The 13,917-nt window shown below is 69.6% G+C and carries 11 protein-coding genes; 6 read left to right on the plus strand and 5 right to left on the minus strand.

Annotated elements, in window-relative coordinates; translation table 11 throughout:
- Nucleotides 1-17: 17 nt before the first annotated feature.
- From ACZ7OU_RS06665 to ACZ7OU_RS06680, 4 genes are all read right to left on the minus strand, one after another.
- Complete coding sequence (locus tag ACZ7OU_RS06665) at nt 18-2,375, minus strand: transglycosylase domain-containing protein (protein WP_470254451.1); 2,358 nt, start codon at nt 2,373-2,375, stop codon at nt 18-20.
- An 80-nt stretch (nt 2,376-2,455) separates the two neighbouring features.
- A complete protein-coding gene (locus ACZ7OU_RS06670) occupies nt 2,456-4,906 on the minus strand; it encodes a transglycosylase domain-containing protein (protein ID WP_470254452.1) in 2,451 nt (816 codons plus the stop codon).
- A gap of 149 nt (nt 4,907-5,055) precedes the next feature.
- On the minus strand, nt 5,056-7,512 hold the full coding sequence (locus ACZ7OU_RS06675; RefSeq protein WP_470240196.1) for a transglycosylase domain-containing protein: 2,457 nt from the start codon (nt 7,510-7,512) through the stop codon (nt 5,056-5,058).
- A 352-nt stretch (nt 7,513-7,864) separates the two neighbouring features.
- Nucleotides 7,865-8,263 (minus strand): DUF5318 domain-containing protein, encoded by a 399-nt coding sequence (locus ACZ7OU_RS06680; RefSeq protein ID WP_470240197.1) that lies wholly within the window; start codon nt 8,261-8,263, stop codon nt 7,865-7,867.
- Between the two features lie 245 nt (nt 8,264-8,508).
- Between ACZ7OU_RS06680 and ACZ7OU_RS06685 the strand changes: the two genes are divergently transcribed.
- From ACZ7OU_RS06685 to ACZ7OU_RS06700, 4 genes are all read left to right on the plus strand, one after another.
- On the plus strand, nt 8,509-9,054 hold the full coding sequence (locus ACZ7OU_RS06685; protein WP_103353893.1) for a PadR family transcriptional regulator: 546 nt from the start codon (nt 8,509-8,511) through the stop codon (nt 9,052-9,054).
- Nucleotides 9,055-9,127: 73 nt separating this feature from the next.
- The gene (locus ACZ7OU_RS06690; RefSeq protein WP_470240198.1) at nt 9,128-10,216 is read left to right on the plus strand and encodes an inositol-3-phosphate synthase; all 1,089 of its coding nucleotides are present in this window, start codon (nt 9,128-9,130) and stop codon (nt 10,214-10,216) included.
- Between the two features lie 92 nt (nt 10,217-10,308).
- Nucleotides 10,309-10,839 (plus strand): RNA polymerase sigma factor, encoded by a 531-nt coding sequence (locus ACZ7OU_RS06695; protein WP_470254453.1) that lies wholly within the window; start codon nt 10,309-10,311, stop codon nt 10,837-10,839.
- Entirely contained in the window at nt 10,836-11,558 is a 723-nt protein-coding gene (locus ACZ7OU_RS06700; protein WP_470254454.1) for a hypothetical protein, read from the plus strand. The genes ACZ7OU_RS06695 and ACZ7OU_RS06700 overlap by 4 nt, the downstream gene beginning before the upstream one ends.
- On the opposite strand, the gene ACZ7OU_RS06705 is transcribed toward ACZ7OU_RS06700, so the two are convergent.
- Nucleotides 11,521-12,162 (minus strand): HAD family hydrolase, encoded by a 642-nt coding sequence (locus ACZ7OU_RS06705; protein WP_470254455.1) that lies wholly within the window; start codon nt 12,160-12,162, stop codon nt 11,521-11,523. The genes ACZ7OU_RS06700 and ACZ7OU_RS06705 overlap by 38 nt on opposite strands.
- Nucleotides 12,163-12,228: 66 nt before the next feature.
- Here ACZ7OU_RS06705 and ACZ7OU_RS06710 point away from each other — a divergent pair, with 66 nt between their 5' ends.
- Both ACZ7OU_RS06710 and ACZ7OU_RS06715 read left to right on the plus strand, forming a co-directional pair.
- Nucleotides 12,229-12,687 (plus strand): MarR family winged helix-turn-helix transcriptional regulator, encoded by a 459-nt coding sequence (locus ACZ7OU_RS06710; protein ID WP_470240202.1) that lies wholly within the window; start codon nt 12,229-12,231, stop codon nt 12,685-12,687.
- Nucleotides 12,677-13,894 carry an MFS transporter gene (locus ACZ7OU_RS06715; protein WP_470240203.1) on the plus strand — a complete coding sequence of 406 codons (1,218 nt, stop codon included), beginning with the start codon at nt 12,677-12,679 and terminating at the stop codon, nt 13,892-13,894. The genes ACZ7OU_RS06710 and ACZ7OU_RS06715 overlap by 11 nt, the downstream gene beginning before the upstream one ends.
- The last annotated feature ends 23 nt before the right edge of the window (nt 13,895-13,917 follow it).

Below are 13,917 nucleotides of genomic sequence, written 5' to 3' on the forward strand. Positions count from 1 at the left end.
GTCCCCCAGCTCCGACGTCACGGCCTCCTTCGGCCACGTTGCTGGTCCTGCAGCTCCTGGAGCCGTTGCTGGAACTGGCGGAACTGGTCCAGCTGGTCCTGCCGGTTCCCGGGCTGCTGCTGTTGCTGCTGCTGCCCACGCGGGTCCTGCTGGTCGCGCGGGTCCGGTTGCTGTGGCTGCTGGACCTGCACCTGCACCCGGTCCTGCGGCGAGCTGATCGCGGCCACGCGGTCGAAGCGCTCGCCCGGCCGTCCCGACAGGTACAGCTGCATGAACCGGTCCCAGATCGGCCCGGCCAGGGTCGAGCCGAACAGCGGCGCGCCGTTCGGGCCGCGCAACGCCTTGTCGCCGTCGCTGCCCACCCAGACCGCCGCGGACACCGAGGGCGTGTAGCCCACCATCCACGTCTGCGAGTTCGCGTTCGCCGCCGACGCGGGTTCGTCGTTCTGCGGGGTGTGCTGCTGCGTGCCGGTCTTCCCGGCGCACTCGTGGCCGGTCGGGCAGCTGAGCCGGGAGAACTGGATCACCGGGGCCAGCGCCGCCGTCACGTTCCCCGCGATCTGGGCGCTCTTCTGGGCGTCGTTGTCCGCGAACGCGTCGGTCGAGCGGTCCTTGGCTTCGTACGCCGTTTCGCCGTTCGCGTTGGTCACCTTCTGCACGAAGTGCCGGTCGCGCTGGACGCCGTTCGCGGCGAACGTCGCGTAGCCCGACGCCATGTCCGCCGCCGTCACGGCGGTGCCGCCACCGCCGATGGAGATGTTGTTGTCGCCGGTGAACAGCTTGCTGCGGCCGCCGTTGTCGGACGTCCGGATGCCCGCCTCCTGCGCCGCTTCCGCGACCCCGGACGGCTTCGTGATGTTCAGGACCATGTCGTAGAACACCGTGTTCGTGGACCGCTGCATCGCCTCCGCGACCGTGCACTGCTGCGAGCAGCTGCTGCTGTCGCCCGCGTTGCGGATCGGCAGGTTCACGCCGGGGAACGTCCGCGGTGACGTGCCGTCGAACCGCGCGTCGAGGCCGCGGCCGAGCTTGAGGAACGCCGCGAGGTCGAACGGCTTCATCGACGAACCCGGGTTGTGCGGCTCTTCGGCCCAGTCGCGGCCGGCCTGGTCCTCGCCGTTCGGGCCCTTCACGATCGCGTCGCCGCCGTAGTACGCGAGCACGCCGCCGGACTTCGGGTCGACCGCCACGAGAGCGTCGAGGATCCGGTCGTCGGTCTGCCCTTCCATCCCCTCGGCCACCGCCTTCTCGGCGGACTGCTGGGCCACCGGGTCGATGGTCGTGAAGACCTGGAACCCGCCGGAGTAGTACTGCTTCTCGTCGATGCCCTGTGCGGCCAGCTCGGCCTTGACCTTGGCCTTGATGAACGGGTTCAGCGCACCCGCTTCCCGGCTCTCGCGCAGCGGGATCGGCGCCGGGAACTTAGCCGCGGCGCGCTGGGCCGGCGTCAGGTAGCCGTTCTTCAGCATCCGGTCCAGCGCGGTGTTCCACCGGCCGGTCGCGACGGCGGTGTTCTCCGAGCGGCCCGGCTGCTGGATCAGCCCGGCCAGCAACGCGGACTCCGAGTAGTCGAGCTGCCCGACGTCCTTGCCGAAGTAGGCCTGCGCGGCCGCCTGGACCCCGTAGGCGCCGCGGCCGAAGTAGATGATGTTGAGGTAGGCGGTGATGATGTCCGCCTTCTCGTAGGTCTGGTTCATCTTGAACGACTTCGCGAGCTCGACCCACTTGCGCGACAGCGTCGGGTCGTCGTCGCCGGAGGAGTTCTTGATGTACTGCTGCGAAATCGTCGACCCGCCACCGGAACCGCCGGTGACCTGGTTGTACGCCGCCCGCAGGATGCCGCCGACGTCGAAGCCCGAGTTGGTCTCGAACGACGCGTCCTCGGTCGCGATCACGGCTTTCTTCACGACGTCCGGGATCTGGTTCGCGGCCAGGATCTGCCGGTTTCCGCCGGTGGGCACGTCCTTGCCCATCTCGGTGCCGTCGCTGTAGAGGTAGGTCACGGCCTGGCCCTGCGCCTGCGCGACCGTCTCCGGCGAGGGGACGTCGACGGCGAAGTAGGTGACGAGGAACGCGACCGCGGGAACGGCGAAGAACAGCCCGGCGATGACGTAGGCGATCCGCCGGACTCGCCGCCACCGCCGTTTCCGCAGGTCCCCGTCGGTGAGCGGCCGCGGCCGGCGCGGCGGCTGCCCGGGACGCGGCCGCAGGATCGGCACGGTCGGCGGATCGATGTCCGGCTCGGTGCCGTTGTGCGCGTGGTGGGTGATCAGCTCCGGCTCGGCGCCCAGCAGCCCGCTGCGGGGCACCGGCCGCCGGGTCCGGCGACGACGTGGGTCGGGCCGCCGGCCGGGTGACGTGCGGTCGTTGTTCACGGGCCGTCCTCCACGGTGGGCTGCGGACGCAGTCCTCTCGTAGGCACACGGACCGCGGCCCACCGTGGTTCAGTCCCGGTCTAGTTCTCCGGCTCGTCGGTCTTCGTCGGAGTTTCCTTCGACGTCGGCGTCTTCGTGTGCTTCGGTGTGCTTTCCGGCGAGGACGACTGGCCGTGGCCGTTGTTGTCACCACCGTTGTCGCCCTGGTCGCCGCCGTTGTCCTGGTTCTCGTCCGTCGGCGTCGCGTCCGTGGTCGTGACCACGTCCGACGACGGCGGCGGGGGCACCTCGCCGCCGATGCGGTCGACCTTGTCGAACCGCTCACCCGGCTTGCCGGTCAGGTACAGCGAGAGGAACTTCTGCCACATCGGGCCGGCGATCGTCGAGCCGTAGATCGGCGAGTTGTTCTTGCCGTGCAGCGGCTTGTTGCCGTCGCCGCCGACCCACGCCGCCACCGAGACCGACGGCGTGTACCCGACCATCCACGTCTGCGAGTTCGCGTTCGCCGCCCAGGACGGCTCGCCCGCGACCTTCGTGTGCTGCTGCGTCCCGGTCTTGCCGGCGCACTCGTGGCCGGCGGGGCACTTCAGCTTCGAGAACCCGATGACCGGCTTCAGCGCTTCGGTCACGTTCCCGGCGATCTGGCGGCTCTTGTCCGAGTCGCTGTCGAACGCCGACTTGGAGTCGGTCGAGGCTTCGTAGGCGACTTCGCTCTGCCCGTTGGTCACCTTCAGCACGAAGTGCCGGCCCCGCTGCTCGCCGTTGGCCGCGAAGGTCGCGTACGCCGAGGCCATGTCCAGCGGCGTGATCTGGGTTTCGCCACCGCCGAGGGAGATGTTGTTGTCCTTGGTCGAAATGATCGACTGGCCGCCGTCGTCGTTCTTCGTCTTCACGCCGGCTTCGCGCGCCGCGTCCTTGACCGGGCCCTGCTTGGTCTCGTTGAGGACCATGTCGTAGAACACCGTGTTCGCCGAGCGTTCCATCGCTTCGGCGACGGTGCACTTCTGCGAGCAGCTGCTGCCCGGGCCGGCGTTGCGCACGACGCGGCCGTCGAACGTGCGGTTGTTGGAGCCGTCGAACGTCGCGTCGAGGCCCTTGCCCATCTTGAGGAACGCCGTGAGGTCGAACGGCTTCATCGACGAGCCGGGGTTCTGCGGCGTGTCCGCCCAGTCACGGCCGGCCTGGTCCTGCCCGTTGACCTGCACGATCGGCTTGCCGCCGTAGTAGGCGAGCACGCCGCCGGTCTTCGGGTCGACGGCGACGAGCGCGTTGAGCAGGTTGTCGTCCACCTGGTTCTTCATCGCGTCCGTGGCGGCCTCCTCCGCGGCCTGCTGCGCCTTCGGGTCGATCGTCGTCTGCACCACGAAACCGCCGGAGTAGTAGCGGTCCTCGGGGATGTCGTGCGCGGCCAGCTCGTCCTTCACCTGCTGGACGACGAACGCGGGCGGCGCGCCGGCCTGCTGCTTGCTGTCCTCGAGCGGGATCGGCGTCGGGAACTGCGCCGCCGCGCGGTCGGCCGCGGAGATGTAGTTGTTCTTCACCATCCGGTCGAGCGCGGTGTTCCAGCGGTCGTTCGCGACCTTGGGGTTCTCCGACCGGCCCGGCTGCTGGATCAGGCCGGCGAGCAGCGCGGCCTCCGAGAAGCTGAGGTCCTTGGCTTCCTTGTGGAAGAAGGCCTGCGACGCCGCGCCGACCCCGTACGCCCCGCGCCCGAAGTAGATGATGTTCAGGTACGCGGTGATGATGTCCTTCTTCTCGTACGTCTGGTTCATCTTGAAGGACTTGGCCAGCTCGGTCCACTTGCGCGTCAACGTCGGGGCGTCGTTGTCGGTGGCCTTCTTGATGTACTGCTGCGAGATCGTCGAACCGCCGCCCGCGCCGCCGGTGGCCTGGTTGTACACCGCGCGCAGCAGGCCGCCGACGTCGAAGCCGGAGTTGGTCTCGAACGAGTCGTCCTCGGTCGCGATCGCCGCGTGCTTCATGACGTCGGGGATCTGCTCCGGCGTCAGCAGCACCCGGTTGCCGCCGCGCGGGACGTCCTTGCCCATCGGCGAGCCGTCGGCGAAGAGGTAGGTGACCGCCTGGCTCTGGTTCTGCGCGACCTCGGTCGGCGACGGCACGTCGACCAGGAAGTACGTGATGACGAACGCGATCGCGGGCACCACGAAGAACAGCGCGACGAAGGCGTACGCCACCCGACGGATGATCTTCCAGCGTCTCTTCTTGCGCTGTTCCGGCGTGAGGACCGGCTTGCCGTCTTCGTCCGGCTCGACGTCGTGCTCGTCGTAGCCGTCCGGCTCCTCGTAGGAGTGGTGCGTCATCAGCTCGGGGCCACCGCTCATCGGCGGCGGCTCGGGCCGGTACCCGCGCGGCGGCGTCCGCGGCGGCTGCTGGGGCTGCGGCCGGCCGGGCGGCGGGGGCACGGGCCGGCGCGGGCCCTGGCCTTGACCTTGGCCGTACGGACCCTGGGGTGCGCGACGGCGCGGATCGGGACCCTGGCCGGGCCAGGAGCGGGATCGATCGTCGGACACGGGGCAGTCCTCCAGTGTGCGCGGGCAGCGACAGTCGCCACCCCCTCTAGGAAGGGACGCACGAGAAACGCGGGGGTTGCCGAAACGATCTTCCTGAAACGCTTCAGGGCCCTCCGCGAGTGTGCGGAAGGCCCTGAAGGAGGACGTTTCTAGCCGGGCCCGGCGCCCGGCGGCCGGGCGACCCCGCCACCACCACCCGAGGTGTTGCCGAGCGGGAACGTCGGCGTCTCACCCGGGCCGGGGCGGGTCCGGCTCGTCCGCGGCGTGGTCGTGTCGGTGTTGGACGGCTCGGTGCTCTCGGACGACTCCGGGGTGGTCGGCGTCGTCGTGATGCTCGGCGTCTCGGACGGCTTCGACGGCGTCGTCGTCACGTCGTTGACGTCCTTGCCGATCGCCGCCACCTTGTCGAACTTCTCCGCCGGTTTGCCCTTGAGGTAGAGGTTCATGAAGTTCTGCCACGTCGGACCGGCGATGGTCGCACCGAAGATCGGCTTGTTCTTCGGGTCGTGCAGCGGCTTGTTGCCGTCGCCGCCGACCCAGACCGCGGCCGACACCGACGGCGTGTACCCCACCATCCACGTCTGCGCGTTGCGGTCGTTGTACGACGAGGGGTCGCCGGCCTTCGCCGTGTACTGCTGCGTACCCGTCTTGCCGGCGCACTCGTGGCCGCTCGGGCACTTCAGCTTCGAGTGGTCGATGACCGGCACCAGCGCCTCGGTGACGTTGCCCGCGATCTGCTGGCTCTTCGACGCGTCGTCGTCGAACGCGGGGTTGGTCTTGATGTTGTTCTGGTCGAACTCCACCTCGTCCTGGTTGTTCGTCAGCTTCGCGACGAAGTGCTGCTCGTGGTACGTGCCGCCGCTGGCGAACGACGCGTACGCGGCCGCCATGTCCTCCGGCGTCACGGCCGTGCCACCACCACCGAGCGAGATGTTGTTGTCGTCGGTGTAGAGGACGCTCTTGCCGTCCGGCGCGATCTTGACCCCGGCTTCCTTCGCCGCTTCCGCGACCCGCGACGGCTTCGTCACGTTCAGGACCATGTCGTAGAACACGGTGTTCGCCGAGATCTCCATCGCCTTCGCCACGGTGCAGTCCTTGCCGCAGCTGGCGCTGTCACCCGCGTTCCGGACCGTGCGGCCGCCGAGCACCCGGTTGTTCGAGCCGTCGAACGTCTCGCCGAGGCCCTTGCCCATCTTGAGGAACGCCGTGAGGTCGAACGCCTTCACCGACGAACCCGGGTTTCTGGCCTGGTTGGCGCGGTCCTGGCCGATCTGGTCCTTGCCGTTGGCGTCCTTCACGAGCTCCGGCCCGCCGTAGTAGGCGAGGACCCCGCCGGTCTTCGGGTCGACCGCGACGAGCGCGTTCAGCAGGTTCTCGTCGGTCTGGCCCTTCATGCCGTCCGCGGTGGCCTTCTCCGCGGCTTCCTGGGCGGCCGGGTCGATCGTCGTGTAGATCTTGGCGCCGCTGGAGAACAGCTTGTTCTCGTCGTAGCCCTTCGCCGCCAGCTCGTCCTTGATCCGCTGCTGGACCTGGTAGGTGAGCTTGCCCGAGTTCTGTTCCTTGTTCGCGTTCTTCGCGATCGGCGTCGGGTACTGGAAGGTGGCGCGTTCGTCCGCGCGGAGCCACTTGTTGGCGACCATCTGGTCCATCACGTACGCCCAGCGCTTCTGGGCGTACGCCTGGTTCTCCGAGCGGCCGGGGCCCTGGATCAGGCCGGCCAGCAGGGAGGCCTCCGACGCGTTGAGGTCCTTGGCGTCCTTGTTGAAGTAGGCCTTGGCGGCCGCCTGGATGCCGTTCGCCCCGCGGCCGAAGTAGACGATGTTCAGGTAGGAAGTGATGATCTCTTCCTTGGACTGCTGGTTGTTCATCTTGAACGACTTGGCCAGCTCGGTCCACTTGCGGGTCAGCGTCGGGGCGTCGTTCTGCGTCGCCTGCTTGATGTACTGCTGGGAGATGGTCGAACCACCGCCCTGGCCGCCGGAGACCTGGTTGAAGACCGCGCGCAGGATGCCGGTGACGTCGAAGCCCGAGTTGGTCTCGAACGTCGCGTCCTCGGCGGAGTACACCGCGTGCTTGACGACGTCGGGCACCTCGCCCGGCTTGAGCAGCTGCCGGTCGCCGCCCGGGGGCAGCTCCCGGCCCATCACCTGGCCACCGGCGTCGTAGTAGGTGATCGGCTGGTTCTGCAGCGACTTGATGCTCTCCGGCGTCGGCACGTCGACGAGGAAGTAGGTGATGACGAACGCGATCGCGGGGACCACGAAGAACAGCCCGACGAAGGCGTACGCCACCCGCCGGATGATCTTCCAGCGACGCTTCTTGCGCTGCGCCGGCGTGAGGACCTTCTTGCCGTTTTCGTCGAGCTCGTCCTGGGGCTCGATGTCGTCGGCGAACTCGTTGAACGCGGCGTCGTCGTAGCCGTCGTCGTACGGGTCGCGGCCGACGTCATCGGTGCCGTTGTGCGCGTGGTGGGTGATCAGGTCCGGTTCGCGGCCCGGCGGCGGCACCGGCCGGTTGCCCGGCTGGCGGAAGCCCTGCGGCGGCGACCCCGGCGGGCCCTGCTGGGCGCGCTGGCCGGGCGGCGGGACGGCCCGGCGGGGCGGCATGCCCTGCTGACCCTGCTGACGCGGGCGCTGCGGCCGTCGCGCCGGCTCTTCGCCGGGCCACTGGGGGCCGCCTTCGTCGCCGGACGGCCACTCGGGCGCACCGCCGCCGCGCGGGTTGCCCCGAGGGGGCGTACCGCGCTGCGCCGACTCACCACGTGGCCGCCGGGGGGCTTCTTCGCCGGGCCACGCCGGTCCGGCGTCGTCCCCCGGCCGCGGGCCCTGTTGGGCACGGCGAGGTGCATCTGGCTCCTGGCCGGGCCAGGAGCGGTTGCGGTCGTCGTTCACGAATGGGCCTCCCAGACCGGCGCCCGGTGTCGCGCCGTTCTGCGCTCTTCAGCGGTTGTGATCCAGCTCACCGGCCTGCGGTCCTTCGCGGACCGTCGGCCGGTTCCCCCGTACCGAGGACGTACGACCGGACCAGGTGGTTCCAGTGGCACGCCCGACACACTTCGACGTCGTACACGGTGAACTCGGCGAACAGGCCGGCCATCCTGGCCAGCTCTTCGGGGGTCCTCGCCGAGCCCGCGACGTGCTTGAGTTCGTCACCGTAGACCCAGGACACCAGGGTCAGCGGTTCCTGGCGGCAGATCGGGCAGGGCTGGTCACCGGCCCGGCCGTGGAACTTCGCCGCCCGCAGCAGGTACGGGCTCGCGTCGCAGGCTTCGTAGCCGCCGACGCGCCCGGAGCGGACTTCGGCGAGCAGCGCACGGCGCTGCAACGCGTAGTCCACGACCTGCCGCTGGTTAATCACCAGGACAGAGTACGGGCTCTTCCTGTGTCGTCCACGCCCCCTAGCGCGGCTGGTGAGCGACCCGGTGGGGACACGCCGGACGTTCGATAACTCTCCGGTGAATTTCGCCCACTCCAGAGTGAGCGGGCTCGTTAGCTTCGCCACTTCGATGTATCGGCGCGATATAGTGGCTGAGTAGGTTGGATCGAGGCGATCGTTCGGAGCAACGCCCGTCGTCTCGGTTTGTTCCCGGAAGGGGGTGCGCTGTGCTGGAGTTCGCGATCCTCGGTCTTCTGCACGAAGCGCCCATGCACGGGTACGTGCTGCGCAAGCGGCTGCACGAGACGCTCGGCACGCTGCGGACGTTCTCGTACGGCTCGCTGTACCCGACCCTGCGGAAGCTGCTGCGGGCCGGGTACCTGGTCGAAGAGCTGGACGAGGCCGACGACCGGGCGTGGTCGCGGCGCGGGCGGCGGGTCTACAAGCTCACCGCGGAGGGCAAGGAGCGCTTCGGTGAGCTGCTCGGCGACGCCGGGCCGCAGACCTGGGACGACGAGGGGTTCGGCGTCCATCTGGCCTTCTTCTCGCGAACCCCGGCCGACGTGCGGATGCGGATCCTCGAGGGCCGCCGCCGCCGCGTCGAAGAACGCCGTGAGGGTATGCGGGCGGCTCTGGCCAGGGCCGAGGAGAAGATCGATCGCTACACCCGCGAGCTGCACCGGCTGGGACTGGAGACCAGCGAGCGGGAGGTGCGCTGGCTCAACGAGCTGATCGCGCACGAACAGGCCGAACGGCAGGGTCCGGAGACCTGAGCCACTCGGCGCGGGCCGCAGCGTCGCGGCACCAGACCTACTGAACAGACACGGAATTGAAGGAGAAACCCCCATGGGCGAGAACCGCCGCGTTCGGGTGGCCATCGTGGGCGTCGGCAACTGCGCGGCGTCGCTGGTCCAGGGTGTCCAGTACTACCGCGACGCGGACCCCGCCACGCGGGTCCCGGGTCTGATGCACGTCGACTTCGGCGGCTACCACGTCCGCGACATCGAGTTCGTCGCCGCGTTCGACGTGGACGCCAAGAAGGTCAGCCGCGACCTGTCCGAGGCGATCTTCGCCTCCGAGAACAACACCATCAAGATCGCCGACGTGCCGCCGCTCGGCGTCACCGTCCAGCGCGGGCACACCCATGACGGGCTCGGCCGCTTCTACCGCGAGACGATCGAGGAGTCCGACGAGACCCCGGTCGACATGGTCGCCGCGCTGCGCGAGGCCAAGGCCGACGTGCTCGTGTCGTACCTGCCGGTGGGCTCCGAGGTGGCCGACAAGTACTACGCCCAGGCCGCGATCGACGCCGGCGTGGCGTTCGTCAACGCGCTGCCGGTGTTCATCGCCTCCGACCCGGAGTGGGCGAAGAAGTTCGAAGACGCGGGCGTCCCGATCGTCGGCGACGACATCAAGTCCCAGGTCGGCGCCACCATCACGCACCGCGTCCTGGCGAAGCTGTTCGAGGACCGCGGCGTCCAGCTCGACCGGACGATGCAGCTCAACGTGGGCGGGAACATGGACTTCCTGAACATGAAGGAGCTGGAGCGGCTCGAGTCGAAGAAGATCTCGAAGACCCAGTCCGTCACCTCGCAGGTCGACCGCGAGCTCGGCAAGGGCAACGTCCACATCGGACCGTCGGACTACGTGCAGTGGCTCGACGACCGCAAGTGGGCCTACGTCCGCCTCGAAGGCCGCGCCTTCGGCGACGTGCCGCTGAACCTGGAGTACAAGCTCGAGGTGTGGGACTCGCCGAACTCGGCGGGCATCATCATCGACGCCGTCCGCGCGGCGAAGATCGCCCTCGACCGCGGCATCGGCGGCCCGATCCTGTCGGCGTCGTCGTACTTCATGAAGTCGCCGCCGGAGCAGTACGACGACTCGACCGCGCGTGACGCCGTCGAGAAGTTCATCCGCGGCGAGATCGAGCGGTAGGAACTCATCGTCGAAGAAGGCCGTCACCGCTGGTGGCGGCCTTCTTCGCGTGGTGCACTAAACCGGTGGGGCGGGGTGCGCGTTGGCGGGGTGTGAGTGCGAGCGTGGGCGAGAGCGCGCCGGGGGACCTGGGCGCGCCGACGTTCCACGACCTGTTCCGGGAGTACTTCGCCCAGATGACACGGCTGGCGCACCTGCTCGGCGCGGACGACGCGGAGAACGTCGCGCAGGAGGCCTTCGTCAAGCTCCACCAGCGCTGGGACACGTTGACCGACCACACGCGCGTGGCGGGCTACCTCCGCACGACCGTGGTGAACATGTCCCGGTCGCGCACGCGGCACCTGCGGGTCGTCCGGCGCGCGCCGCAGGATCGGCCGCTGGACGAGCTGTCGGCCGAGGTCAGGGCGGTGGCCAACTGGGAGCACGAGCAGCTGCGCGGGGTGCTGGGGAAGCTGTCCCGCCGTCAGCGCGAAGTGCTCGTACTGCGGTATTGGCTGGACCTGAGCACGGCGGGCATCGCGGAGACATTGGGGATCTCACCGGGCACGGTCAAGGCGACCACGCACCACGCGATGGAGAATCTGCGCAAGCACCTGGGGGACGAGCCGGGAGGTGAGCGATGACCGACCTCGAACGCAAGCTGGCCGAAGCACTGCGTGGACAGGCCGAGGAGGTCACGCCGAACCTCGACGCGGCCTGGGCCGAGCAGGTCCGGCGCCAGCGAAAGCCCCGCCGCCGCCGCGCGACGGTGTGGCTCGCCCCGCTGGCCGCGGTCCTGGTGGTGCTGACCAGCGTCTCGATCGCCACGCGGGTGAACACCGACCCCGCTCCGCTCCCCCCGGCGAACCCCGGGCAGGAGTTCGTGCTCGCGAAGCCGGAAGTGATCCCGCCGGCGACCTTGAGCGGCGGCGGCGAGCCGGTGACCCTCACCGACTTCGTCGGGCAGACGGACAACTGGACTTCCTACGCGGTCACCGCCTCCGACCCCACAGGCCGGAAGCTGTTCTGCGTCCAGGCGTTGCCCAAGGACGTGACCGGGGGTGCGAGCGGCTCGCAGTACGGCATCGAGTCGCCGTCGTGCGTCCCGATCTCGCGGGCCACCGTGCGCGCCGGGTACGTCGGCAAGACCGGCGGCCCGCTCCCGGCGGGACAGGCGGTCTACCTCGTCGACTCCGCGTTGCCGGGGCTGCGGCTGTTCGACGCGGCCGGCGACCTGAGCCAGGCCAGGGCGGTCGGCACGTTGGGGCCGGACCGGGTCTACCTCGCCGACGTGAAGCCGGATTCGCCGCCGAAGAGCTTCGCCGTCACGGCGTCCCAGGAAGCGCACCCGGCAAGTCGGTGATCTTCTCCACCACCGCCGTCGCCTGCTTCAGCACGTCCGGATCCGGCGGGAAGTGCGGGTTCGGCACCGCGTACACCGCCATCCCCGCCGCCAACGCCGACTTCAGCCCGTTCGTCGTGTCCTCCACCGCCGCGCACGCCGACGGCGTCACGCCCAGCAGCTCGGCCGCCCGCAGGTAGACGTCCGGCGCCGGCTTTCCCGCGCCGACCTGCTCGGACGACACCGCCGCCCCCACCGGCAACCCCGTCACGTCGAGGAACCCCTTGATCAGGATCACCGGCGACGAGCTGGCGATCGCCACCGGCCACCGCGCCGAAACCTGCCGCACGACCTCCACCGCGCCCGGGATCAGCGGGGGCTCCTCGGCGTACCGGGCCGCCATGCGCTTGACCACCACGGTCGCGATCTCCGGTGGCGACAACCGCGCGCCCAGCTCCTCCACCAGGTAGCGAGCCCACTCCGGGGTGCTCATCCCCTGCTGCGCTCGCGTCGCTTCGGGAAGCCACGTGCCGCCGTGCTCGGCGACCACCGCGCGGCGCACCTCGTCCCAGATGCGCTCCGAGTCCACCAGTACGCCGTCGAGGTCGAAGATCACCGCTTCCATCTCCTGAGCGTAGCTTGTGAGCCGAGTTACTTAGCTACCCTTACTAATATTTGTTAGCATAGCTAAGTGACTTCCGCGATCGCCGATCTCGCCCACCGGCTGCGGCCGCTGGTCTTCCGGCTCTACCACCAGGTGCGCCGCCAGACCCCGCAGCTGACGCTGACCCTCACGCAGGGCTCGGTGCTGAGCGAGCTCGTCAACGGCGGGCCGCGGCGGATGAGTGCGCTGGCGGAGTTCGAGCGGGTCAAGCTGCCGTCGATGACCGACGTCGTCAACCGCCTCGAACGCCTCGGCCTCGCCACCCGCACGCCTGATCCCGCCGACCGGCGCGCGGTGCTCGTGGACGTCACCGACGAGGGTCGTCGCTTCTACGCCGAGATGGTCGCCGCCCGCGAGGAGTTCCTCCGCGAGCGGCTGATCGCGATGGACGACGCCGACCGCGCTGCGATCGAAGCCGCCCTGCCGGCTCTCGCCAAGTTGCTCGTTGACACCAAGAAGGAGGAACTGATCAGCGATGAGCGCTGAACACCACTCGAGCCTGCTGGACGCCGTCAAGGGCCAGCCCAAGCAGGTGTGGATCACCGCGTTCGCCGCGGTCATCGCCTTCATGGGGATCGGCCTGGTCGACCCGATCCTGCTGTCCATCGCCAAGGGCCTGGACGCGACGCCGTCGCAGGTCACGCTGCTCTTCTCGTCGTACCTCGGCGTCCAGGTCGTCGCGATGCTGGTCACCGGCGCGGCGAGCGCCAAGTTCGGGCCCAAGCGCACGGTCCTGGTGGGGCTGACGTTGATCGTCGCCGCCACCGCGCTGTGTTCGGCTGCCGGCTCGATCGAGCAGCTCGTCGGGCTGCGCGCGGTCTGGGGCCTCGGCAACGCGTTCTTCATCGCGACCGCGCTTTCGGTGATCGTCGGCGCCGCGACCGGCGGCCAGTCCGGCGCGATCCTGCTCTACGAGGCCGCCCTCGGCGTCGGCCTGTCGGTCGGTCCGCTGCTGGGTGCGCTGCTCGGCAGCATCTCGTGGCGCGGCCCGTTCCTCGGCACCGCGGTCCTGATGGCCGGCGCGCTCGTGCTGTGCGCGGTGTTCCTGAAGAGCGACAAGCACGAGAAGCGCGATCCGATCAAGCTGCTCGACCCGATCCGCGCGCTGAAGCACCGCGGTCTGCTGCGCACCTCCGTCGCGTCCGCGCTGTACACCGCCGCGTTCTTCGCGGTGCTGGCCTGGTCGCCGTTCGTCCTCGGCTGGAGCGCCATCGCCGTCGGGCTGATCTTCTGCGGCTGGGGCCTGTGCGTCGCGGTCGCCGGGGTCGCACTGGCGCCGCGGCTGGCCGCCAAGCTCGGTGAGCGGCACGCCGCCGCGGCCGCCGTCTTCGGGTACGCCGTGCTGATGCTGGTCCTGGCCGTGCCGAGCAAGCCGGTGCTGGTCGCCGGGATCATCGTCTCGGGGCTGGTGTCCGGGCTGCTGAACACGCTGTTCACCGGCACCGCGATGTCGATCAGCGACGCGCCGCGCCCGGTCGCCAGCGCGGGGTACAACTTCTGCCGCTGGCTCGGTGGCGCCGTCGCCGCGACGCTCGTCGGGCACGTCGCCGAGTGGTTCGGCTCGCCGCAGGCGCCGTTCGTCGCCTCGGCCGTCCTGTGCGTGATCGCCGGCGGGCTGCTCTCGCTGCGGGAGCGTCAGGCCGACCCGCACGCGGTGCCGAAGGAAGCGGCACTCGTCGGCGAAGAGTTCTGACAGCGCCCGTTCGGAGCAGCAGT

It is taken from the genome of Amycolatopsis sp. NPDC114505, assembly GCF_055633615.1.